At 73.7% G+C, this 22,961-nt stretch carries 20 protein-coding genes and 1 riboswitch; of the genes, 16 read left to right on the top strand and 4 right to left on the bottom strand.

Going from position 1 to position 22,961, the window contains the following annotated elements:
* Nucleotides 1–235: 235 nt before the first annotated feature.
* The 12 genes from hpnC (at nt 236) to VM636_RS02750 (ending at nt 14,009) form a co-directional block, all read left to right on the top strand.
* Nucleotides 236–1,138, top strand: a complete 903-nt coding sequence (gene hpnC / locus VM636_RS02805; RefSeq protein ID WP_030422971.1) for a squalene synthase HpnC — start codon at nt 236–238, stop codon at nt 1,136–1,138.
* Nucleotides 1,135–2,088, top strand: coding sequence for a presqualene diphosphate synthase HpnD (hpnD, locus tag VM636_RS02800; RefSeq protein WP_338483114.1), 954 nt, complete (start codon nt 1,135–1,137; stop codon nt 2,086–2,088). Before hpnC ends, hpnD begins: the two co-directional genes overlap by 4 nt.
* 133 nt (nt 2,089–2,221) lie before the next feature.
* Nucleotides 2,222–3,658: a hydroxysqualene dehydroxylase HpnE gene (gene hpnE / locus VM636_RS02795; RefSeq protein WP_030422973.1), complete on the top strand. Its 1,437-nt coding sequence runs from the start codon at nt 2,222–2,224 to the stop codon at nt 3,656–3,658.
* A 59-nt stretch (nt 3,659–3,717) separates the two neighbouring features.
* Nucleotides 3,718–4,785: a polyprenyl synthetase family protein gene (locus tag VM636_RS02790; protein ID WP_037859765.1), complete on the top strand. Its 1,068-nt coding sequence runs from the start codon at nt 3,718–3,720 to the stop codon at nt 4,783–4,785.
* A gap of 125 nt (nt 4,786–4,910) precedes the next feature.
* Nucleotides 4,911–6,998: a squalene--hopene cyclase gene (gene shc / locus VM636_RS02785; protein ID WP_037859767.1), complete on the top strand. Its 2,088-nt coding sequence runs from the start codon at nt 4,911–4,913 to the stop codon at nt 6,996–6,998.
* Nucleotides 6,998–7,642, top strand: coding sequence for a hypothetical protein (locus tag VM636_RS02780; RefSeq protein WP_030422976.1), 645 nt, complete (start codon nt 6,998–7,000; stop codon nt 7,640–7,642). Before shc ends, VM636_RS02780 begins: the two co-directional genes overlap by 1 nt.
* A gap of 6 nt (nt 7,643–7,648) precedes the next feature.
* On the top strand, nt 7,649–8,671 hold the full coding sequence (gene hpnH, locus VM636_RS02775; RefSeq protein ID WP_030422977.1) for an adenosyl-hopene transferase HpnH: 1,023 nt from the start codon (nt 7,649–7,651) through the stop codon (nt 8,669–8,671).
* Nucleotides 8,672–8,675: 4 nt separating this feature from the next.
* Complete coding sequence (gene ispG, locus VM636_RS02770) at nt 8,676–9,830, top strand: flavodoxin-dependent (E)-4-hydroxy-3-methylbut-2-enyl-diphosphate synthase (RefSeq protein ID WP_338483113.1); 1,155 nt, start codon at nt 8,676–8,678, stop codon at nt 9,828–9,830.
* A 27-nt stretch (nt 9,831–9,857) separates the two neighbouring features.
* Complete coding sequence (gene dxs, locus VM636_RS02765) at nt 9,858–11,774, top strand: 1-deoxy-D-xylulose-5-phosphate synthase (protein WP_030423140.1); 1,917 nt, start codon at nt 9,858–9,860, stop codon at nt 11,772–11,774.
* A complete protein-coding gene (locus VM636_RS02760; protein WP_030423139.1) occupies nt 11,775–13,160 on the top strand; it encodes an aspartate aminotransferase family protein in 1,386 nt (461 codons plus the stop codon).
* An 88-nt stretch (nt 13,161–13,248) separates the two neighbouring features.
* Complete coding sequence (locus VM636_RS02755) at nt 13,249–13,896, top strand: XRE family transcriptional regulator (protein ID WP_051821588.1); 648 nt, start codon at nt 13,249–13,251, stop codon at nt 13,894–13,896.
* Nucleotides 13,893–14,009 (top strand): DUF6126 family protein, encoded by a 117-nt coding sequence (locus tag VM636_RS02750; RefSeq protein ID WP_078856281.1) that lies wholly within the window; start codon nt 13,893–13,895, stop codon nt 14,007–14,009. The genes VM636_RS02755 and VM636_RS02750 overlap by 4 nt, the downstream gene beginning before the upstream one ends.
* Before the next feature lie 22 nt (nt 14,010–14,031).
* Here the strand turns inward: VM636_RS02750 and VM636_RS02745 are convergent, their stop codons facing one another.
* Nucleotides 14,032–14,829, bottom strand: coding sequence for a tyrosine-protein phosphatase (locus VM636_RS02745; protein WP_030423137.1), 798 nt, complete (start codon nt 14,827–14,829; stop codon nt 14,032–14,034).
* Nucleotides 14,830–15,381: 552 nt separating this feature from the next.
* A riboswitch (cyclic di-AMP (ydaO/yuaA leader) is annotated at nt 15,382–15,539 on the top strand.
* Between the two features lie 4 nt (nt 15,540–15,543).
* Here VM636_RS02745 and VM636_RS02740 point away from each other — a divergent pair.
* Together VM636_RS02740 and VM636_RS02735 are read left to right on the top strand one after the other, a co-directional pair.
* On the top strand, nt 15,544–16,497 hold the full coding sequence (locus tag VM636_RS02740) for a LysM peptidoglycan-binding domain-containing M23 family metallopeptidase (protein ID WP_053912874.1): 954 nt from the start codon (nt 15,544–15,546) through the stop codon (nt 16,495–16,497).
* A 244-nt stretch (nt 16,498–16,741) separates the two neighbouring features.
* Nucleotides 16,742–17,527: an SGNH/GDSL hydrolase family protein gene (locus tag VM636_RS02735; protein ID WP_030423135.1), complete on the top strand. Its 786-nt coding sequence runs from the start codon at nt 16,742–16,744 to the stop codon at nt 17,525–17,527.
* A gap of 111 nt (nt 17,528–17,638) precedes the next feature.
* Here VM636_RS02735 and VM636_RS02730 read toward each other — a convergent pair whose 3' ends face one another.
* A complete protein-coding gene (locus VM636_RS02730; protein ID WP_053912873.1) occupies nt 17,639–18,217 on the bottom strand; it encodes a carboxymuconolactone decarboxylase family protein in 579 nt (192 codons plus the stop codon).
* A gap of 200 nt (nt 18,218–18,417) precedes the next feature.
* Between VM636_RS02730 and VM636_RS02725 the strand changes: the two genes are divergently transcribed.
* Entirely contained in the window at nt 18,418–19,605 is a 1,188-nt protein-coding gene (locus VM636_RS02725; RefSeq protein WP_338483108.1) for an MBL fold metallo-hydrolase, read from the top strand.
* An 18-nt stretch (nt 19,606–19,623) separates the two neighbouring features.
* Here the strand turns inward: VM636_RS02725 and VM636_RS02720 are convergent, their stop codons facing one another.
* Nucleotides 19,624–20,715 carry a M20 family metallopeptidase gene (locus tag VM636_RS02720; protein WP_030423132.1) on the bottom strand — a complete coding sequence of 364 codons (1,092 nt, stop codon included), beginning with the start codon at nt 20,713–20,715 and terminating at the stop codon, nt 19,624–19,626.
* Between the two features lie 15 nt (nt 20,716–20,730).
* Nucleotides 20,731–21,741 carry a LacI family DNA-binding transcriptional regulator gene (locus tag VM636_RS02715; protein ID WP_030423131.1) on the bottom strand — a complete coding sequence of 337 codons (1,011 nt, stop codon included), beginning with the start codon at nt 21,739–21,741 and terminating at the stop codon, nt 20,731–20,733.
* A 145-nt stretch (nt 21,742–21,886) separates the two neighbouring features.
* Between VM636_RS02715 and VM636_RS02710 the strand changes: the two genes are divergently transcribed.
* Nucleotides 21,887–22,639: a glutamine amidotransferase gene (locus VM636_RS02710; protein ID WP_338483106.1), complete on the top strand. Its 753-nt coding sequence runs from the start codon at nt 21,887–21,889 to the stop codon at nt 22,637–22,639.
* Nucleotides 22,640–22,961: the final 322 nt, after the last annotated feature.

The following is a 22,961-nucleotide window of genomic DNA, read 5'->3' as shown; positions in this document are numbered from 1 at the left end:
CACCCCGGCGGCCCGCCACGGGCCGCACACCGTAAGCTGGACCGGTCCCCAAACGCGGCACATGGGGCGATAACGCCCGTACCCCCGACCGGGCCCGCTGTGCGGGCAATCGGGCGGCGTGTCCGAAATAGTGTGTATTGGGTAGGCAGTGTAGAACGGGAGATGTGACGGCAATGGCTACGGAAACTCCCCACCTCCGCGAAGCGTGCGCCGTCCCCGCCCCGGGCAGTCGGCGATGACGGCGACCAGGGCGGCACGGGCCGTCGATCCGGAGCGTGGCACCCTCGACAAGGCCGCGGGAGAGAACTTCCCCGTGGCCCCCTTCTTCCTGCCCCGCGACTGGCGCACCGACCTGATGGCCGTCTACGGCTTCGCCCGCCTCGTCGACGACATCGGCGACGGCGACCTCGCCCCCGGCGGCGCCGACGCCCGCCTCCTGGGTGTCGCCCCCGACCGCGCCGACGACCGCCTCGCCCTGCTCGACGCCTTCGAGGCCGATCTGCGCCGCGTGTTCGACGCCACCCCGCACCACCCCCTGCTGCGCCGTCTCCAGCCCACCGTGCGCCGCCGCGCGCTCACCCCCGAACCCTTCCTCGGCCTGATCGCCGCCAACCGCCAGGACCAGCTCGTCAAGCGCTACGAGACCTACGACGACCTGCTCGCCTACTGCGAGCTGTCCGCCAACCCGGTCGGCCGCCTGGTCCTCGCCGTCACCGGCACCTCGAGCCCCGAACGGGTCCGCCGCTCCGACGCCGTCTGCACCGCCCTGCAGATCGTCGAACACCTCCAGGACGTCGCCGAGGACCTGGGGCGCGACCGCGTCTACCTCCCCGCGGAGGACATGAAGCGCTTCCACGTCCAGGAGGACGACCTCGCCGCCCCCACCGCCAACGCCTCGGTGCGCGCCCTGATCGCCTTCGAGGCCCGGCGTGCGAGCGACCTGCTGGACGAGGGCACCGCCCTGGTGGCCGGCGTCCGGGGCCGGCTGCGCCTGCTGCTGGCCGGCTTCGTGGCCGGCGGGCGCGCGGCCGTCCGGGCGATCACCGCCGCCGACCACGACGTGCTTCCCGGCCCGCCCAAGCCCGGCAAGGTCCAGTTGCTGCGCGAGGCGGGCGTGATCCTGCGAGGAGAGGGGTGATCCGGACCGTGGAGTCGTCAGCACCCGCCACCGCGCCGGTACTCGCCGCCTACGGCTACTGCGAGACCGTCACCGGCCAGCAGGCCAGGAACTTCGCCTACGGCATCAGACTGCTGCCGACGCCGAAGCGCCGGGCCATGTCGGCCCTGTACGCGTTCTCGCGACGCGTCGACGACATCGGCGACGGCACCCTCGCCGACCACGTCAAGGTCGCCCGGCTGGAGGACACCCGGACGCTGCTCGCCCGCGTCCGCGAGGGCCACGTCGAGGAGGACGACACCGATCCGGTGGCCGTCGCCCTCGCCGACGCCGCCCGGCGGTTCCCCATCCCGCTCGGCGGCCTCGACGAACTCATCGACGGCGTGCAGATGGACGTCCGCGGCGAGACCTACGAGACCTGGGACGACCTCAAGGCGTACTGCCGCTGCGTGGCCGGCGCCATCGGCCGCCTCTCCCTCGGCGTGTTCGGCACCGCCCCCGGCGCCCCCGGAGCCGAACGCGCCCCCGAGTACGCCGACACGCTGGGGCTCGCCCTCCAGCTCACCAACATCCTGCGCGACGTGCGCGAGGACGCCGAGGGCGGACGCACCTACCTGCCCTCCGACGACCTCGCCAAGTTCGGCTGCTCGGCCGGTTTCGGCGGCGGCCCCACACCACCGGCCGGCTCCGACTTCGCGGGCCTCGTGCACTTCGAAGTGCGTCGGGCCCGCGCTCTTTTCGCCGAGGGCTACCGGCTGCTGCCCCTGCTCGACCGGCGCAGCGGCGCCTGCGTCGCCGCCATGGCCGGCATCTACCGGCGCCTGCTGGACCGCATCGATCGCGACCCGTACGCCGTGCTGCGCGGCCGGGTCTCCCTGCCCGGCCGGGAGAAGGCGTACGTCGCGGTGCGCGGACTGTCCGGACTCGACACCCGCCACGTCGCCCGCCGCACCGTCAGGAGGCGGCCTTGACACCCCCCGTGCCCCGCACCACCACCCGGGTGCCACGGCGGGCAACCCCCGGGTGGCGGACCGCGTCCCAGACTGAGACGGTCGTCCGTACTGCGTTCAAGGACCACGGCCACGGCACACGGGAGGGTGCACGATGACCCACGGCAACGGCACGCAGGACGACGGCCCGCGCACGGACACCGCCGGCGTCCGCCCCGGCCGGCGCGCCGTCGTGGTCGGCGGGGGGCTCGCCGGCGTCACCGCCGCGCTCGCGCTCGCCGACGCGGGGGTGCGCGTCACGCTGCTGGAGAGCCGCCCCCGCCTGGGCGGCCTCGCCTGCTCCTTCCGGCGCGGCGACCTCACCGTCGACAACGGCCAGCACGTCTACCTGCGCTGCTGCACCGCCTACCGCTGGTTCCTCGACCGGATCGGCGGCGCCCACCTCGCCCCCGTGCAGGACCGGCTCGACGTGCCCGTCGTCGACCTGGACCGCCCCGAGGGACGCCGGCTCGGCCGGCTGCGGCGCGACGCCCTGCCCGTCCCGCTCCACCTCGGCCGCAGCCTCGCCACCTACCCGCACCTCTCGCTCGCCGAGCGTGCCGCCGTCGGCCGGGCCGCGCTCGCCCTCCAGCGGCTCGACCTCGCCGATCCGGCCCTGGACACCCAGGACTTCGCCACCTGGTTGACCGCGCACGGTCAGTCCGCGCGCACCGTCGAGGCCCTCTGGGACCTGGTCGGCGTCGCCACCCTCAACGCCGTGGCCGCCGACGCCTCCCTGGCGCTCGCCGCGATGGTCTTCAAGACCGGGCTGCTCTCCGACGCCGGCGCCGCCGACATCGGCTGGGCCCGTGTCCCGCTGGGCGAACTCCACGACCGGCTCGCCCGCCAGGCGCTCACCGCGGCCGGCGTGCGCACCGAGGTCCGCGCCCGCGTCGGCTCCGTCCGCGCCGAACCCGGCGGCGGCTGGAGCGTCCACGTCCCCGGCGAGGTCCTGGCCGCGGACGCCGTCGTCCTCGCCGTACCCCAGCGCGAGGCGCACGCACTGCTGCCCGACGGCGCCCTCGACCGGCCCGAGAGGCTGCTGGAGATCGGCACCGCCCCCATCCTCAACGTCCACGTGATCTACGACCGGGCCGTGCTCGACGCCCCCTTCCTCACCGCCCTCGGCACCCCCCTGCAATGGGTGTTCGACCGCACCCAGGCCGCCGGGGTCAAGGAAGGCCAGTACCTCGCCGTCTCGCAGTCGACGGCGCAGGACGAGATCGACACGCCCGTGGCCGCCCTGCGCGAGCGCTACCTGCCCGAGCTGGAGCGGCTGCTGCCCCGTGCCCGGGGCGCCGGGGTGCTGGACTTCTTCGTGACCAGGGAGCGCGCGGCGACCTTCGTGCCCGCCCCCGGCGTCGGACGGCTCAGGCCCGGCGCCCGCACCAAGGCACCCGGCCTGTACCTGGCCGGAGCGTGGACCGCCACCGGGTGGCCCGCGACCATGGAGAGTGCGGTCCGTAGCGGCGTCGGCGCGGCGGGAGCCGCCCTCGACGCCCTCGGCCGGTCCCGCGGCCTCCTCCCCGACTTCTTCGAGGAGGCGGCATGAGGACCGACCCGCGGGGGAGCGAGACCCGCACTCCCGGTACCGCAACTGGAGGAGAGACTGTGCCCACTGTGCCCCCGGCCTCGAAGGCTGCCGACGCGGTGGACGTGACCGCGCTCCTGGAGCGCGGCCGGACCCTGGCCACGCCGGTCCTGCGGGCGGCCGTCGACCGACTGGCACCTCCCATGGACACCGTCGCCGCCTACCACTTCGGCTGGATCGACGCCCAGGGCAACCCCGCCGAGGGCGACGGCGGCAAGGCCGTCAGGCCCGCGCTCGCGGTGCTCTCCGCCGAGGTCACCGGAGCCGCCCCCGAGGTCGGCGTCCCCGGCGCGGTCGCCGTCGAACTGGTGCACAACTTCTCCCTGCTGCACGACGACCTGATGGACGGCGACGAACAGCGCCGGCACCGCGACACCGTCTGGAAGGTGCACGGCCCGGCCCAGGCCATCCTCGTCGGCGACGCCCTCTTCGCCCTCGCCAACGAGGTCCTGCTGGAACTCGGCACCGTCGACGCCGGCCGCGCCACCCGCCGCCTCACCGCCGCCACCCGCGCCCTGATCGACGGTCAGGCACAGGACATCTCCTACGAGCACCGCGACCGGGTCAGCGTCGCCGAGTGCCTGGAGATGGAGGGCAACAAGACCGGCGCCCTGCTCGCCTCCGCCAGCTCCATCGGCGCGGTGCTGGGCGGCGCCGACGAGCGCACGGCCGACACGCTGGAGACGTACGGCCACCACCTCGGCCTGGCCTTCCAGGCCGTCGACGACCTTCTCGGCATCTGGGGCGACCCGGAGTCCACCGGCAAGCAGACCTGGAGCGACCTGCGCCAGCGCAAGAAGTCGCTCCCGGTCGTCGCGGCGCTCGCGGCGGGCGGGCCCGCCTCCGAGCGGCTCGGCGAGATCCTCGCCGCCGACGCCAAGAGCAGCGACTTCGAGAACTTCTCCGAGGAGGAGTTCGCGGCCCGCGCCGCCCTCATCGAGGAAGCGGGAGGCCGCGAGTGGACCGCCGAGGAGGCACGCCGGCAGCACACCATCGCCATCGAAGCCCTCGACACCGTGGACATGCCCGACCGGGTGCGGGACCGGTTCACGGCGCTCGCGGACTTCGTCGTCGTACGAAAGAGATGATCATTATCGGCCGAATAGCCCTCGCTTAGTCGCCGGCCGGTGCCTCCCCAGGGACGGCACCGGCCGACGGCGGACCCGTACAGCAGACGCACTGCACCGCTTGCACACTGCACGAAGGGGAAGCCATGACAGCGACGACCGACGGAAGCACCGGGGCCGCCCTGCCGCCCCGCGCAACCGCGGCCAGCGAAGACGCCCTCACCATCCCCGCCGCGGCGGCCGGGGTACCCGAAGCCGCCGCCCGCGCCACCCGGCGCGCCACCGACTTCCTGCTCTCCCGGCAGGATGCCGAGGGATGGTGGAAGGGCGATCTGGAGACCAACGTCACCATGGACGCCGAGGACCTCCTCCTGCGCCGGTTCCTCGGCATCTCGGACGAGAAGACCACGCGGGCCGCCGCCCTGTTCATCCGCGGCGAGCAACGCGCGGACGGCACCTGGGCCACCTTCCACGGCGGCCCCGGCGAACTGTCCACCACCATCGAGGCGTACGTCGCCCTGCGCCTGGCCGGCGACGCGCCCGAGGCACCCCACATGGCCAAGGCCGCCGCCTGGGTCCGCGCCCAGGGCGGCATCGCCGCCTCCCGGGTCTTCACCCGGATCTGGCTGGCCCTGTTCGGCTGGTGGAAGTGGGAGGACCTGCCCGAACTCCCGCCGGAACTGATCTACTTCCCGAGCTGGGTGCCGCTGAACATCTACGACTTCGGCTGCTGGGCCCGGCAGACCATCGTGCCGCTCACCATCGTCTCGGCGAAGCGCCCGGTCCGCCCGGCGCCCTTCCCGCTCGACGAACTGCACGCCGACCCGGACCAGCCCCGGCCGCCCCGGCCGCTCGCCCCCGCGATGAGCTGGGACGGCGTCTTCCAGCGGCTCGACAAGGCCCTGCACGCCTACCGCCGGGTCGCCCCGCGCCCGCTGCGCCGGGCCGCGATGAACACCGCCGCCCGCTGGATCATCGAGCGGCAGGAGAACGACGGCTGCTGGGGCGGCATCCAGCCACCCGCCGTCTACTCCGTCATCGCGCTCCACCTGCTCGGCTACGACCTCGAACACCCCGTGATGCGCGCGGGCCTGGAGTCGCTGGACCGCTTCGCCGTCTGGCGCGCGGACGGCTCCCGGATGATCGAGGCGTGCCAGTCCCCGGTGTGGGACACCTGTCTGGCCACCATCGCCCTCGCCGACGCCGGGGTGCCCCCGGACCACCCGCAGCTCGTCAAGGCCGCGGACTGGATGCTCGGCGAACAGATCGTGCGTCCCGGCGACTGGTCGGTGCGCAGACCCGGACTGCCGCCCGGCGGCTGGGCGTTCGAGTTCCACAACGACAACTACCCCGACATCGACGACACCGCCGAGGTGGTCCTCGCGCTGCGCCGGGTCGCGCACCACGACCCGGAGCGCGTGGAACGGGCCGTCGGACGCGGGGTGCGCTGGAACCTCGGCATGCAGTCGAAGAACGGCGCCTGGGGCGCCTTCGACGTCGACAACACCAGCACCCTGCCCAACCGGCTGCCCTTCTGCGACTTCGGCGAGGTCGTCGACCCGCCGTCCGCGGACGTCACCGGGCACGTCGTCGAGATGCTCGCCGTCGAGGGCCTCGCCCAGGACCCGCGCACCCGGCGCGGCGTCCGGTGGCTGCTGGACGAACAGGAGCCGGACGGCTCCTGGTTCGGCCGCTGGGGCGTCAACTACCTCTACGGCACCGGTTCCGTCGTCCCCGCGCTGACCGCGGCCGGACTGCCCGCCTCGCACCCGGCGATCCGGCGCGCGGTGCGCTGGCTGGAGTCCGTGCAGAACGAGGACGGCGGCTGGGGCGAGGACCTGCGCTCCTACCGGTACGTCAGGGAGTGGGGCGGACGGGGCGCCTCGACCGCCTCGCAGACGGCGTGGGCGCTGATGGCCCTGCTGGCCGCGGGCGAGCGGGAGTCCCGCGCGGTCGAGCGGGGCGTCGCCTGGCTCGCCGCCACCCAGCGGGAGGACGGCTCCTGGGACGAGCCGTACTTCACCGGCACCGGCTTCCCCTGGGACTTCTCCATCAACTACCACCTGTACCGGCAGGTGTTCCCGCTCACCGCGCTAGGCCGCTACGTCCACGGCGACCCCTTCGCCGGGACGCCGCCGGCCGGACGGCCCCGCACGGCGGAGAGCGCCGACGGCACCTCGTCTTCCGGGCCGGCCCGCACCGGGCAGCCCCTCGCCGAGGTCAAGGGGGGCTGATGGCCCCCCAGCCCGCCCCGGCGCCGCTGCTGATCGCCTGCGCGCTCGGCATCGAGCACCTCGCCCTGCGCGCCGGCGACCGCGGCGGCGCCGGCGGGCCCGTCACCGTGCTGCGCACCGGCATGGGACCCCGGGCCGCCGAACGCTCCGTCTCCCGGGTCCTGGCCGACCCGGCCCTGGACGGGGCCGCCGTGCTCGCCACGGGCTTCTGCGCCGGACTGGCCCCCGGCATGCACCCCGGCGACCTCGTCGTCGCCGAGGAGACCCGGGACCCGCGCGGCACGGTCGGCTGCGTCGGCACCGAACGCCTCGTCGCGGAACTGGTGCGGGCCGTGCCCGGCCGCACCGTCCACACCGGGCCGCTCACCGGCTCCGACCACGTGGTCCGCGGCATGGAGCGCGCCGACCTCCTCGCCACCGGAGCCATCGCCGCCGACATGGAGTCGGCGGCCACCCTGCTGTGCGCGGTCCGCGCGGGCGGCGACCGCCCGGTTGCCGCCGTCCGGGTGGTCGTCGACGCCCCGGAACACGAACTGGTCCGGATCGGCACCCTGCGCGGTGGAATATCGGCGTTCCGAGTCCTCCGATCCGTTCTCCCCGCTTTCTTCGAATGGCACCGATCCCTGCTGCTCCCCAGGAGGTGAGCCCAGATGGCCATGCCGCTGCGCCAGTCCGTCAAGGTCGCTACGTATCTGGCCGAACAAAAGCTCCGCAGGCGGGACAAGTTCCCGCTCATCGTCGAGCTGGAGCCGCTGTACGCCTGCAACCTGAAGTGCGAGGGATGCGGGAAGATCCAGCACCCGGCGGGCGTGCTCAAACAGCGCATGCCGGTCGCCCAGGCCGTCGGCGCGGTCCTGGAGTCCGGGGCCCCGATGGTCTCCATCGCCGGCGGCGAGCCCCTGATGCACCCCCAGATCGACGAGATCGTCCGTCAGCTCGTGGCCAAGCGCAAGTACGTCTTCCTCTGCACCAACGCCCTGCTGATGCGCAAGAAGATGGACAAGTTCACCCCCTCCCCGTACTTCGCCTTCGCGGTGCACATCGACGGGCTGCGCGAGCGGCACGACGAGTCCGTGGCGAAGGAGGGCGTGTTCGACGAGGCGGTGGAGGCGATCAAGGAGGCCAAGCGGCGCGGTTTCCGGGTCACCACCAACTCGACCTTCTTCAACACCGACACGCCCCAGACCATCGTCGAGGTCCTCGACTACCTCAACGACGACCTCCGGGTCGACGAGATGATGATCTCGCCCGCGTACGCCTACGAGAAGGCCCCCGACCAGGAGCACTTCCTCGGCGTGGAGCAGACCCGCGAACTGTTCAAGAAGGCGTTCGCCGGCGGCAACCGGCGCCGCTGGCGGCTCAACCACTCCCCGCTCTTCCTGGACTTCCTGGAGGGCAAGGTCGACTTCCCCTGCACGGCCTGGGCGATCCCCAACTACTCGCTCTTCGGCTGGCAGCGGCCCTGCTACCTGATGAGCGACGGGTACGTGCCGACGTACCGCGAACTGGTCGAGGACACCGACTGGGACAAGTACGGCCGCGGCAAGGACCCGCGCTGCGCCAACTGCATGGCGCACTGCGGCTACGAGCCCACCGCCGTCCTCGCCACCATGGGCTCGCTCAAGGAGTCCCTGCGCGCGCTGCGCGAGACCGTGTCGGGGAACCGGGAGTGACGGCGTGACCACCACGGACCTGGGCCTCCCCGAGGTACCGGCCCGGCCCTCGGCCGCGCGGCGCGTGTCGCGGCGGATCGAGGTCGGGCCGGTGGCCGTCGGGGGCGGCGCCCCGGTGTCGGTGCAGTCGATGACGACGACGCGGACGTCGGACATCGGTGCGACGTTGCAGCAGATCGCGGAGTTGACGGCGTCGGGGTGCCAGATCGTGCGGGTGGCGTGCCCGACGCAGGACGACGCGGACGCGTTGTCGGTGATCGCGCGGAAGTCGCAGATCCCGGTGATCGCGGACATCCACTTCCAGCCGAAGTACGTGTTCGCCGCGATCGAGGCGGGCTGCGCGGCGGTGCGGGTGAACCCGGGGAACATCAAGAAGTTCGACGACCAGGTGCGGGAGATCTCCAAGGCGGCGCGGGACCACGGCACGCCGATCCGGATCGGCGTGAACGCGGGCTCGCTGGACCGGCGGCTGATGCGGAAGTACGGGAAGGCGACGCCGGAGGCGCTGGTGGAGTCGGCGCTGTGGGAGGCGTCGCTGTTCGAGGAGCACGACTTCCGCGACATCAAGATCTCGGTGAAGCACAACGACCCGGTCGTGATGGTCGAGGCGTACCGGCAGCTCGCCGGGCAGTGCGACTACCCGCTGCACCTGGGGGTCACGGAGGCGGGTCCGGCGTTCCAGGGCACGATCAAGTCCGCGGTGGCCTTCGGCGCGCTGCTCTCGCGCGGCATCGGGGACACGATCCGGGTGTCGCTGTCGGCGCCGCCGGTGGAGGAGATCAAGGTCGGTATCCAGATCCTGGAGTCGCTGAACCTGCGGCAGCGGGGGCTGGAGATCGTGTCGTGTCCGTCGTGCGGGCGGGCGCAGGTGGACGTGTACAAGCTGGCGGAGGAGGTCACCGCCGGTCTGACGGGGATGGACGTGCCGCTGCGGGTCGCGGTGATGGGCTGTGTCGTCAACGGTCCGGGCGAGGCCCGCGAGGCCGACCTGGGGGTGGCCTCGGGCAACGGCAAGGGGCAGATCTTCGTGAAGGGCGAGGTCATCAAGACCGTCCCCGAATCGAAGATCGTGGAGACCCTGATCGAAGAGGCCCTGAAGATCGCCGAAGAGATGGGGCAGCACGGCGTGCCGGGGGAGCCGGCCGTCACCGTGAGCTGAACACCGCGGACCGAAGGGGGCCCGAACGTGACGATTCTGGAGACCATCAAGGGACCACACGACCTGAGGGGGCTGTCCGGACCGGACCTCGCCCGGCTCCCGGGCGAGATACGGGAGTTCCTGGTGAACGCGGTCGCCCGGACCGGCGGGCACCTCGGACCCAACCTGGGCGTGGTGGAGCTGACGCTCGCCCTGCACCGCGTGTTCGACTCGCCCACCGACCGCATCGTGTGGGACACGGGCCACCAGTCCTACGTGCACAAGCTGCTGACCGGGCGTCAGGACTTCTCCAAGCTGCGCGGCAAGGGCGGCCTGTCCGGCTACCCCTCCCGAGAGGAGTCCGAGCACGACATCGTCGAGAACAGCCACGCCTCGACCGCCCTCGGCTGGGCCGACGGTCTCGCCAAGGCCCGCCGGGTGCGCGGCGAGGACGGCCACGTCGTCGCGGTCATCGGCGACGGCGCCCTCACCGGCGGCATGGCCTGGGAGGCGCTGAACAACATCGCCGCCGCCAAGGACCGGCCGCTGATCATCGTCGTCAACGACAACGAGCGCTCCTACGCGCCCACCATCGGCGGCCTCGCCCACCACCTCGCCGCCCTGCGCACGACCGACGGCTACGAACGGATGCTGGCCTGGGGCAAGGACGTCCTCCAGCGCACCCCGGTGGTCGGCAGCACCGTCTACGACGCCCTGCACGGCGCCAAGAAGGGCTTCAAGGACGCCTTCGCCCCCCAGGGGCTCTTCGAGGACCTGGGGCTGAAGTACCTCGGCCCCGTCGACGGACACGACCTCGGCGCCGTCGAGTCCGCGCTGCGGCGCGCGAAACGCTTCGGCGGGCCCGTCCTGGTCCACTGCCTCACGGAGAAGGGCCGCGGCTACGCACCCGCCCTCGACCACGAGGAGGACCACTTCCACAGCGTCGGCGTGATGGACCCGCTCACCTGCGCCCCGCTCGCCCCCGCCGCCGCGCCCTCCTGGACCTCGGTCTTCGGTGACGAGATGGTCCGCATCGGCGAGGAGCGCGAGGACGTCGTCGCCCTCACCGCCGCCATGCTCCACCCGGTGGGCCTCGGCCGCTTCGCCGACCGCTTCCCCGACCGCGTCTGGGACGTCGGCATCGCCGAGCAGCACGCCGCCGTCTGCGCCGCCGGCCTCGCCACCGGCGGACTCCACCCCGTCGTCGCCGTCTACGCCACCTTCCTCAACCGCGCCTTCGACCAGCTCCTGATGGACGTCGCCCTCCACCGGTGCGGCGTCACCTTCGTCCTGGACCGGGCCGGCGTCACCGGCACCGACGGCGCCTCCCACAACGGCATGTGGGACATGTCCATCCTCCAGGTCGTCCCCGGCCTGCGCATCGCCGCCCCGCGCGACGCGGGCCAACTGCGGGCCCAGCTCCGCGAGGCGGTCGCCGTCGACGACGCGCCGACAATGTTGCGCTTCCCCAAGGAGTCGGTGGGGCCGGAGGTGCCCGCCGTCGGCCGGGTGGGCGGGATGGACGTCCTGCACGCGGCCGACGTCCCCGAGGTCCTCCTCGTCTGCGTCGGCGTGATGGCGCCCGTCTGCCTCCGGGCGGCGGACCTGCTCGCGGCGCGCGGCATCGGCTGTACGGTCGTCGACCCCCGCTGGGTCAAACCCGTCGACCCCGCCCTGCCGCCGCTCGCCGCCCGGCACCGGCTGGTGGCCGTCGTCGAGGACAACAGCCGCGCCGGCGGGGTCGGCTCCGCGGTGTCCCTGGCCCTCGGCGACGCCGAAGTCGACGTGCCGGTACGGCGGTTCGGCATCCCCGAGCAGTTCCTCGCGCACGCCAAGCGCGCCGAGGTGCTCGCGGACGTCGGCCTGACGCCCGTGGAGATCGCCGGCCGGATCGGCGCGAGCCTGGCCACCGCGGACCGTCCCGGCAACGGCCCGGCCGCCCCGTCAGCCCAAGGAGAGAACTGAATGACCAAGGAGTTCGATCTCGGCGCCCTCCTCGCCGAGCGCGGAGCGGAGCGCTACGAGCTGCACGACCGCCACCTCAACCACCAGCTCCCGCGCATGCTGCGCACCATCGGCTTCGACAAGGTCTACGAGCGGGCCGAGGGCGCCCACTTCTGGGACGCGGACGGCAACGACTACCTCGACATGCTCGCCGGGTTCGGTGTGATGGGCCTCGGACGCCACCACCCCGTCGTCCGCAAGGCGCTGCACGACGTGCTCGACGCCTCGCTTCCCGACCTGACCCGCTTCGACTGCGCGCCGCTGCCCGGACTGCTGGCCGAACGGCTGCTCGCCGCCAGCCCGCACCTGGACCGGGTCTTCTTCGGCAACAGCGGGACGGAGGCGGTGGAGACCGCGCTGAAGTTCGCCCGCCGCGCGACCGGCCGGCCGAGGGTCCTGTACTGCTCGCACGCCTTCCACGGGCTGACCACCGGCTCGCTCTCCGTCAACGGCGAGGCCGGCTTCCGCGACGGCTTCGGCCCGCTGCTGTCCGACACGGCCGTCCCGCTCGGCGACCTCGACGCGCTCGCCCGCGAGCTGCGCCGGGGCGATGTCGCCGCGCTGATCGTGGAGCCGGTCCAGGGCAAGGGCGTGCACGAGGCGCCGCCCGGCTACCTGCGCGGGGCGCAGGAACTGCTGCGGCGGCACAAGGCACTGCTCATCGCCGACGAGGTGCAGACCGGCCTCGGCCGCACCGGGAAGTTCTACGCCTACCAGCACGAGGAGGGCGTGGAACCCGACCTGGTCTGCGTGGCCAAGGCGCTCTCCGGCGGCTATGTGCCGGTGGGCGCCACACTGGGCCGGGACTGGATCTTCCGGAAGGTGTACTCGTCGCTGGACCGGGTGCTGGTGCACTCGGCGAGCTTCGGGTCCAACGCCCAGGCCATGGCGGCCGGCCTCGCCGTGCTCGCGGTGATGGAGGACGAGGAGGTCGTCGCCAACGCCGCCGCCGTCGGCGAACGGCTGGCCTCCCGGCTCCGGGCGCTGGTGGACCGGTACGAACTGCTGGCCGACGTGCGCGGCCGGGGGCTGATGATCGGCATCGAGTTCGGCCGGCCCCGCTCGCTGCGGCTGCGCAGCCGCTGGACCATGCTCCAGGCCGCCCGCAAGGGCCTCTTCGCGCAGATGGTCGTGGTCCCGCTGCTCCAGCGGCACCGCATCCTGACCCAGGTGTCCGGTGATCACCTCGAAGTGATCAAATTGATCCCGCCGCTGATCATCGACACCGCGGACGCGGACCGCTTCGTCGACGCCTTCACCGAGGTGATGGAGGACGCGCACGAGGGCGGCGGGCTGATGTGGGACTTCGGCAGGACGCTGGTCAAGCAGGCGGTGGCCAACCGGTAGGCCGGACCACACCGGGGCCGAGGGAGCCGTGGCTTGCCTGTGAGGCAAGAAAATTGCCTCGCGGGCAAGTTTCCGGCTGAATGGAGGCATGACCTCCCCCGACACCGATCCGCCGGAGGGACCGCCGGGCGCGGTCCCCTCCGTGGTGGCGCCGCGACTGCGCGCGCTGCGCCGCCGGGCGGCCCTCACGCTGGAGGCCGCGGCCCGGGCCGCCGGACTGTCGCCCGCCCACCTCTCCCGGCTGGAGACCGGGCAGCGCCAGCCTTCGCTGCCGATGCTGCTGTCCCTCGCCCGCGTTTATGGTACGACCGTCTCGGACGTGCTCGGCGAGACGACCGCGGAACGCCAGGCGGTGGTACGCGCCGGGGACCACGAGCCGACGGTCGCCGGGGGCTGGACGTACTGGCAGGCCGGCGGGCCCGGCCGGGGGATGCAGGCGCTGCGCGTCCGGGTGCCGCACGGCACTCAGGGCGACATCGTCCGGGTGCACCCCGGTGAGGAGTGGCTCTACGTCCTGCGCGGACGGCTGCGGCTGCGGCTGGGGGAGGCCGTGCACCGGCTGGGGCCGGGCGACAGCGCGCACTTCGACTCGCTGACCCCGCACCGGATCGCGGCCGAGGACGGCGACGGGGTGGACATCCTCTTCGTCCACACCCTCTTGCAGAGCCCGACGGCCGCGCTGTGCCTGGGGCCCGCCACCACGCTGACACACCACACCATGGGAGAGACGTCATGAGCATGCAGGAGAGGTTCCCGCGCGCCCTGTGGGTCCGGCTCGTCATCTACATCGCCGTCGGGCACGTCTTCGGCGGGTTCCTCTACCTGCTGTTCGAGGTGGGCGGCAAGTAGCCGTCCGCGCGGGGCGGGTGGCTCACTCCAGCATCCGCTCCCGCAGCCGCTCCCGGGTCCGCGGTGCGAGCCGCAGTCCCTTCTCCAGGTACGTGTCGACGTCGCCCCAGGTCTCCTCGACGGTCTCGAACGCCGCCGACAGGTACTCGGCGCGGGCGTCGAAGAGCGGGCTGAGCAGTTCCATCACCTCGGCGGAGTAGGCCGAGGCGGAGTCGCCGTTGCGGTGCACCTTGTAACGGCGGTGGGTGGCGTTGGACTTCAGGTAGTCGTCGAGGACCGCCTCGCGCTCGACGCCGACGGCCAGCAGCGTGACCGCCACGGACAGGCCCGCCCGGTCCTTGCCCGCCGCGCAGTGCATCAGCGCGGGCACGCTGTCCTCCGCGAGCGCGTGCAGCACCCGGGAGTGCTCCGCCGTCCGCTCCCGGACCATCGACCGGTAGGAGGCGACCATCCGGCCGGCCGCCTTGCCGTCGTCGAGGACGGAGCGGAGCTGGTCCAGGTTCCCGTCGCGCACCATCGTCCAGAACTCGGCGCCGTCGGCCGGGTCGCTCAGCGGCAGGTTCACGTTGCGCACGCCCGGCAGCGCGACGTCCGGGCCCTCCAGCCGCTGGTCGGCCGCGTTGCGGAAGTCGAAGACCGTGTGCAGGCCCAGCGAGGCGAGGAAGGCGGTGTCCTCGTCGGTCGCGTGCGCGAGGTGTCCGCTGCGGAACAGCACGCCGTGACGCACCCGCCGTCCGTCCACCGTCGGCAGTCCGCCCACGTCACGGAAGTTGCGCACGCCTGCCAGCTCGGGTTCGGTCGACGGCACCTGCTGCGTCACGAGGGCTCCTCCCACTCCCGCCCGCCGGCGCTGCTCGACGGCGGGCACGAGTCGACGATACGACATGCCCCGACCGCGAGGGCGAGTTGTCCACAGGGCACGAAGAGCATGCCGCGCGTGCCCCGGCGGTCCCGGCGCCGCGCCCGGCGCGCGCCTCCCGTCCCGGATGCGCCGGGGGAGCCCGCGGCCGCTCGGGAGGTACCGGGTGACGCGGAGAGTTCGCCCGACCTGTAGGTGAGTTGGGTGGATTGTCCTGATTGGCGCCTTGCTCCCTACTCGCCCTGGAGTAAAAGGCGCCGGAGCGGGGCCGCGTGAGCAGGCTCATATCCGTGACGGTGCGTTGCCCAGCATGTTCACGTAATCCGCCTGTGCCGGCCGGGGTTTGAGGGGTCCTCTCCTTCCGGTTCCCACGCAGGGTGACCGCTGCTACCCGTATTGGATCATCCGAAACGCCCGTTCGGGGAACCGCTCGCTTGTTCCCCCGCGTCCCCGTCCCTTACGTTCACCACCGATCCGGACGGACGCCTAATCCTGCCGCCGACCGGAGTCCGCACACACCCACCACCCGTACCCGGCAGGAGCGGGGGACCCACAGGTATCACCGCCTGTTCCGGTTCCCGGAACGGCTAGGGGTCAAGTCGCGCCACGGCGCGGCCGGGCATCTCCAGCCCGCACCCGACAGCTCACCTCGCAGGCGCCGGAGAGGAATTCGTCATGCCCGCCAAGGGTAAGCACCGTCGTACCAAGGCCCAGCGCCTCACCCGCACCCTCGCCTTCGCCGGCACCGGCGGCGCCGCGCTCGCGCTGCCGCTGATGGGTGCCGCCGGCGCCCACGCCGCCCCCGCGCACTCCGTCGCGGAGCAGTCCGTGCGCTCCGTGCCGGCCGCCGCCAAGCCGGCCGGCGAGAAGGACTCCGCCTCCCGCACCTACACGGTGAAGCGGGGCGACCACCTCTCGAAGATCGCCGTCGAGCAGCACGTCAGCGGCGGCTGGAAGAAGCTCTACGCCGACAACCGCGAGGCCGTCGGCTCCGACCCGTCGCTGATCCACCCCGGCCTGAAGCTCACGCTCACCGGCAAGCCCGCGGCCACGCAGTCGCCGGCCTCCTCCTCCGAGGGGTCCGCCGCCGCGAAGCCGGCCGCGCCGAAGCCCGCCGCGAAGCCGGCCGCGCCGAAGCCGGCCGCCAAGCCCGCCGCGCCGAAGCCGGCCGCCCCGTCGACGACCACCACCTCGACCACGGCCCAGTCCACCGGCACCACCGGCGGCTACGTCTCGCCCGTGCCCGGCGGCACGGTCGGCACCCCGTACCACCAGAGCGGCAGCATGTGGTCCAGCGGCTACCACACCGGCACCGACTTCGTCGTGCCCACCGGCACCTCGCTGAAGGCCGTCGGCTCCGGCACCGTGGTCTCCGCCGGCTGGGGCGGCGCGTACGGCAACCAGGTCGTCATCAAGCTCGCCGACGGCCACTACGCCCAGTACGCCCACCTGTCCGCGCTCTCCGTCTCCGCCGGCCAGAGCGTCACCGCCGGCCAGCAGGTCGGCCTGTCCGGTGCCACCGGCAACGTGACCGGCCCGCACCTGCACTTCGAGATCCGCACCACCCCGGACTACGGCTCGGACATCGACCCGATCGCCTACCTGCGCTCGCACGGCGTCTCCCTCTGACCCTCGCGCGCCGCACCGCCGGAGGCCGGACCCCGCACCCCGGGGCCCGGCCTCCGGGCGTTCCCGCGCCGGACAGCGGGCGCCGCGCCACCGCGTGACACCCGGTCGCCTATTCCGGCCGGCCGGTTCGCGCGGCGTGGTCTTTCTCACCGGCCGTCAACCCCTTCCTACGGTCGCGTAGGTCACAATCCACCGTGAATCATGGGCCGGTGTGGCAGACGATTCGAAGAGTGACAGCAGAGCAGTGATCGGGTCGTACGTGGCGGTGGGGGACAGCTTCACCGAGGGCGTCGGCGACCCCGGCCCCGACGGGGCGTTCGTCGGCTGGGCGGACCGGGTCGCCGTCCTGCTCGCGGACCGCCGACCCGAGGGCGACTTCACCTACACCAACCTGGCCGTACGCGGCAGACTGCTCGACCAGATAGCCGGGGAACAGGTCCCCCGGGCCGTGGAACTCGCCCCGGACCTGGTCTCCATCTGCGCGGGCGGCAACGACATCATCCGTCCCGGCACCGACCCCGACGAGGTCGCCGAACGCTTCGAGCGGGCGGTGGCCGACCTCGCGGCGGCGGCCGGCACCGTCCTGGTGGCGACCGGCTTCGACACCCGCGGCGTCCCCCTCCTCAAGCACCTGCGCGGCAAGATCGCCACCTACAACGGGCACGTGCGGGCCATCGCCGACCGGTACGGCTGCCCGGTGCTCGACCTGTGGTCGCTGCGCGGCGTCCAGGACCGCCGGGCCTGGGACGCCGACCGGCTGCACCTCTCGCCCGAGGGGCACACCCGGGTGGCGCTCCGCGCGGGCCAGGCGCTCGGCCTGCCGGTGCCGGCCGACCCCGACCAGCCCTGGCCGCCGCTGCCGCCGCGCGGCACCCTGGAGGTCCGGCGCGACGACGTGCACTGGGCACGGGAGTACCTGGTGCCGTGGATCGGCCGACGGCTGCGCGGGGAGTCCTCCGGGGACCATGTCACGGCCAAGGGGACGCTGTCGCCGGACGCCATCAAGACGCGGATCGCCTCGGTGGCGTGAGACCTCGCCCGCTGCCCGTGGGCGGGCCCCGGCGGGCGACGCCCGCCCACGCACGGGCAAGCGGGCCCCGGGCCGGGGTCCTCGTCGGCCCCGGCCCCGCGCCCGCGCCGCTCACGCGTCGCCGGTGCGGGCGGTGGGCGGCGCGTCCGCCAGGTCGCAGGAGTCGCGGAACCCCTGGCTGGTCAGCCCGAGCGCGGAGTTGAGGCGGGAGCGCAGGTTCTCCACGGCGACGATCGCCGTCAGCTCGACGAAGGCCGGCTCGCCCAGCCGGTCCCGCAGCCGGGCGGCGAGGTCGTCGCCGACGGCCGGCGGGGTCACCGTCATCGCCTCGGCGTACTCCAGCACATCGCGTTCGAGCGGCGAGTACAGCTCGCTCTCCCGCCACACCGGCACCGCCTGGAGCCGGGCGCGGTCCACACCGTGGGCGACGCTCTGCCAGTAGCCGAAGTCCATGCACCACGAGCAGCCGATCGCGCCCGCCGCGGCCAGCTCCGCGAGCGCCTTCAGCCCGGGGTCGAGCCGGTTCCAGCGGGCCACCGACCGCTCGAAGCGCAGATCGCCCCGGAGCACCCGGGGATTGTGCGCGAGCGCCCTGCCGGGGTCGAGGACCTTTCCGTACGTACGCCGGGAGTACCACTCCATCGCCCGGAAGAGGAGCGTCCGGGGCGGGGTGAGGGATACGCGGGCCATGGGGATCACCCTCCAGTGCGTCGCTCGTGCCGCGTGCCGTCCGGGACACCGCCCGGGGCGTCCCGCCGGTACGACGAGACGGACCGGGACGGATGTGACATCCGCTCCCGCCGGGCCGGGTCCGTGCCCGGCCGTCCTTACGAAACGATCACCTCGCCGTACCCATAATGAAAGTCTGACCTACTTTCCCTGGAGGTGCCGTGGCCGGCTTCCGTCCCCCGCTTTCCGGACTCGACGCCCTGCGGCCGGCGTCCTTCGGAGCAGACCCCGACGGTGAGCGCATGGCCCGTATCCGCAGATCACCGCATTACCGCGACGGCGTCTTCCTGAACCCCGGCGGCCCCGCCCGCACCCGCCCCTCCGGATCGGCGCGGGACGTCGCGAAGGTCTTCCTCGGCCGGGAGTCCCGGCTCGCCCGCGCGCCCCGGGGCACCGTCCCGGTGCACGCCACCACCGTCGCCGACCTGGCCCGGCCGCCCGCCGGCGGACTCCGGCTGACCTGGATGGGGCACTCCAGCGTGCTCGCCGAGATCGACGGACACCGGGTGCTGTTCGACCCGGTGTGGGGCGAACGCTGCTCCCCGTTCCCCTTCGCCGGGCCCCGGCGGCTGCACCCGGTCCCGCTGCCGCTGGCCGCCCTCGGCCCCGTCGACGTCGTCGTCATCTCCCACGACCACTACGACCACCTGGACCTGCCCACCATCAGGGAGCTGGCCCGCACCGACACCCTCTTCGCGGTGCCGCTCGGCGTCGGCGCCCACCTCGAACACTGGGGGGTCCGGGCCGACCGGCTGCGCGAACTGGACTGGCACGAGTCGGCCCGGGTCGGCGACCTCACCCTCACCGCGACCCCGGCCCGCCACTTCTGCGGACGCGGACTGCGCAACACCCAGCACACCCTGTGGGCCTCCTGGGTCGTCGCCGGGCCGGACCACCGCGTCCACCACAGCGGCGACACCGGTTACTTCGACGGCTTCCGGGAGATCGGCGCCGCGCACGGCCCCTTCGACGCCACCATGATCCAGATCGGGGCCTACGCGCCGTTCTGGCCCGACATCCACATGACGCCCGAGGAGGGCGTCCGCGCCCACCTCGACCTCCAGGGCGGGGGCCCGGCGGGCGTCCTGCTCCCCATCCACTGGGGCACCTTCAACCTCGCCCCGCACCCGTGGGCGGAGCCCGGCGCGTGGACGCGCGCCGCCGCGGAGGCGGTCGGCCAGCGCGTCGCCCTCCCGGTGCCGGGCCTGCCCTTCGAGCCCGGCGGCGAGGTGCCCTCCGACCCCTGGTGGACCGGCCTGGAGCGCCTGCCCCACCGCGACTGGCCCGTCCCCCGCCGCACCCCGGGGCCGGCCGCCGCCCCCGGCCTGGACCTGGTCGGCGGGGACTGACCGGCGCCGGGACGTCCGTCAGGCCCGGCGGGTGTCCCAGGCGGCCAGCAGGCGCAGGAGCGCCTCGGCCGCCTCGGTGATGGCCGGGACCGGGCAGGTCTCGTCGGTGACGTGGGCCTGGTCGGGGTCGCCGGGGCCGTAGACCAGCACGGCCGGTGAGCCGAGCGCGCCGCTGAGCACCGAGGCGTCGGTGAAGTACGTCGCGTACGCGGGGTCCGGCCCGCCCTCGCCGGGGCGCAGTGCCTCGGCGAGCGCGCGGACCAGGCCGTCCCCGGCGTCGGTGGCGACGCTCGGCAGGTCCAGTACCGGTTCGACGAGGACGCCGGGTCCGGCCAGGCGCCGCACGGCCGCCACGGCCCGGCCGGAGTCGAAGCCCGGCACGGTGCGGACGTCGAGCATCAGCTCGGCGTGGTCGGGGACCAGGTTGGGCTGGACGCCGGCGTGGAAGGTGCCGACGTTGACGGTGGCCGCGCCGTGGGTGTCGCTGACCGGCCAGCCGTCGTGGCCGTGCAGGCGCACGGCGGCGCCGGCCAGTTCGGCGAGGGCGTTCACGCCCAGCTCGGGGCGGGAGCCGTGGGCGCTGCGGCCCCGGGCGGTCAGGCGCAGCCACAGGGCGCCCTTGTGGCCGAGGACGATCCGGTTCGCGGTGGGCTCGGCGACCAGCAGGACCGGGCTGGGCGCCAGGTCGTCGAGGCCGGCCGCGCCCTCGCAGCCGGTCTCCTCGCCGAAGGTGAGCACCACTTGCAGGTCGGCGCCGGGGCGGCGGGCGGCGTGCTCGGTGGCGGCGGCGACGATCGCGGCGAGGCCGGACTTCATGTCGCTGCTGCCGCGCCCGCGCAGCCGGCCCTCGTGGAGGTCGCCGCAGAGCGGGTCGAAGGACCAGCCGGAGGCGTCCGCGGGGACCGTGTCGAGGTGGCCGGTGAGGGTGAGGGGCGTGCCGGTGCCCGTCCGGGCGACCAGGTTGGCCCGGCCCGGCCGGTCCTCCCGGACGGTGACCGTGAAACCCGCCTCGCGCAGGAGCGGGGCGAGGAGGTCGGCGGCGGGTCTCTCGGCGCCGGCCCGGGTGTCCGTGCGGACGAGCTGCTGCGCGAGGGCTACGGGGTCGAGCACGCGGGGCGTCTCCTGTCAGGCGTGCGGCGGTATGGCGGAGCCCCGGATGACGAGGTGCAGGGGAAGGACCTTCTCCACCCGCGGGGCGTCGGGGGCGTCGATGCGGGCCTGGACGACCTCCAGCGCGGTGCGCGCCAGTTCCGCGACGGGCTGCTGGACGGTGGTCAGCTTGGGCCGCAGCCACTCGCCGACGCGGATGCCGTCGCAGCCGACCACGGACAGGTCCTCGGGGATGCGCAGGCCGTGCAGCTCAGCGCCCGCGAGCATGCCGACGGCGACGATGTCGGAACCGGCGAAGACCGCGGTCGGCCGCCGCTCGGCCCGGGTGAGGTAGGGGAAGATGCTGGCGCCGAAGTGCTCGGTGTACGGGCCGTGCAGGACCAGGTCCTCGTCGACGGCGAGCCCGGCGTGGTGCATGGCGTCGCGGTAGCCGCGGTGGCGGTCGCGGGTGGTGGACAGCTCCGGCGGCCCGGCGACGTGCGCGATGTGCCGGTGGCCGAGCTGGGCGAGGTAGGACGTGGCCTGGTAGGCACCGCTGTAGTTGTCCACCGAGATCGCGTCCGCCTGGGAGGTCCCCGCGATCTCCTCGTCCAGGACGACCACCGGCAGCCCGTCCTCGATCGCCTCGATCAGCCGCGGGTTGCTGCGGTGGATGCCGACGTAGATCATGCCGTCGATCGCGTCGGAGCCGGCCACCAGATCGCTCAGGCTCCGCTCGCGCCGGGCCTGCTGGCCCGTGACGCCGACGACGAGTTCCACGTCGCTGGCGGCCGCCGCGTCGGCGACGGCCTCGGCCAGCTCCGCGAAGAACGGGTTGAGCAGGTCGGGGACGACCAGCGCGATGATCGGGTTCCGGGTGGGGCGGCCGGCCGCCCGGACCGCGGACGGGACCACGTACGCCAGCTCGCGCACCGCGGAGTCGATCCGCGCGGCGGTCTCGGGGTTCACCTTCAACTGGCCGCGCAGATACCGCGAGGCCGTCGAGACCGACACTTGCGCACGTTGCGCAACGTTCGTCAACGTCACCGGCTTTCCCCTCTCCCGCTCGCGGCCCTCAGTGTAACGAGAAAATTTCCGCCCTCGAACCGTTGACGTGAGCGAAATGTGAACCTAGCGTTTGCGCAACAACAAGCACAACGTTGCGCAAAGTGCGCCAGCTAGGAGCCCCCACATGGCACGCGTTCTCATCGCAGGCGAGTCGTGGATCAACGCCTCGACCGACTTCAAGGGCTACGACGCCTTCCCGCACGCCCAGCTCGAAGTGGGGGCGACCCCCCTGATCGAGGCGCTGGAGGCCGAGGGCCACGAGGTCACCCACCTGCCCTCGCACGCCGTGGCCACCGACTTCCCGGAGACCCTGGAGAAGCTCGGCGCGTACGACGTCGTGGTCCTCTCGGACATCGGCGCCAACTCCCTGCTGCTCCACCCGCAGGTCTTCGCCCAGGGCCGCCCGTTCCCGAACCGGATCAAGCTCCTGGCCGAGTGGGTCCGCCAGGGCGGCGGCCTCGCCATGGCCGGCGGCTACCTCAGCTTCCAGGGCTTCCAGGCCAAGGCCGATTATCACGGCACCGCCGTCGAGGCCGTCCTGCCCGTCGACATCCTCCCCTACGACGACCGCGAGGAGTGCCCCGAAGGCGTCAGCGGCGAACTGACCGGCGAGGCCCACGAGGTCACCGCCGGGCTCGAGGCCCGCTGGCCGGCGCTCCTCGGCTACCAGCGCCTCACCGCCAAGCCCGACGCCACCGTCCTCGCCACCGTCGAGTCCCGCCCGCTGCTCGCCGTGCGGACGGAGGGGGCCGGCCGCACCCTGGCCTTCGCCTCGGACATCTCGCCGCACTGGGCCCCCGCCGAGTTCGTCGAGTGGAAGGGCTACCGCCGCCTGTTCCACCAGGCCGTCACCTGGCTCGCCGGTTCCGCGGCCTAGACGACCCGGCCGCCGCACCGGCGCCCGCCCCGGGCGCCGGCCGGCCCCGGCCGGCGCGGCACCGGCCCCGGGAGCGGCGACGCGTTTCCCCGCCCGGCCCGTAGCCTTGCCGCGGGAGGCAGGACCGTCGTCACCCCCGGCAGCGGCCCACGCGTCGTCGCCGCACCGGACACCCGCGCATCCGCGCACCCGGCGTCCGCGGTCCGGGCCGCGGCGCCCGGCACCGCCCCGAGCGGAGCCACCCCCGCCGCGACCGCCCACCGGACGGCGCGGGGCACCGCCGCCCCGGCGGCCGGCCGCGACGCGCAGCACGCGTCGCCCC

This window comes from Streptomyces sp. SCSIO 75703, from assembly GCF_036607905.1.
Classification (GTDB): Bacteria; Actinomycetota; Actinomycetes; order Streptomycetales; family Streptomycetaceae; genus Streptomyces.
This window is presented reverse-complemented; position numbering and strand designations above follow the sequence as displayed.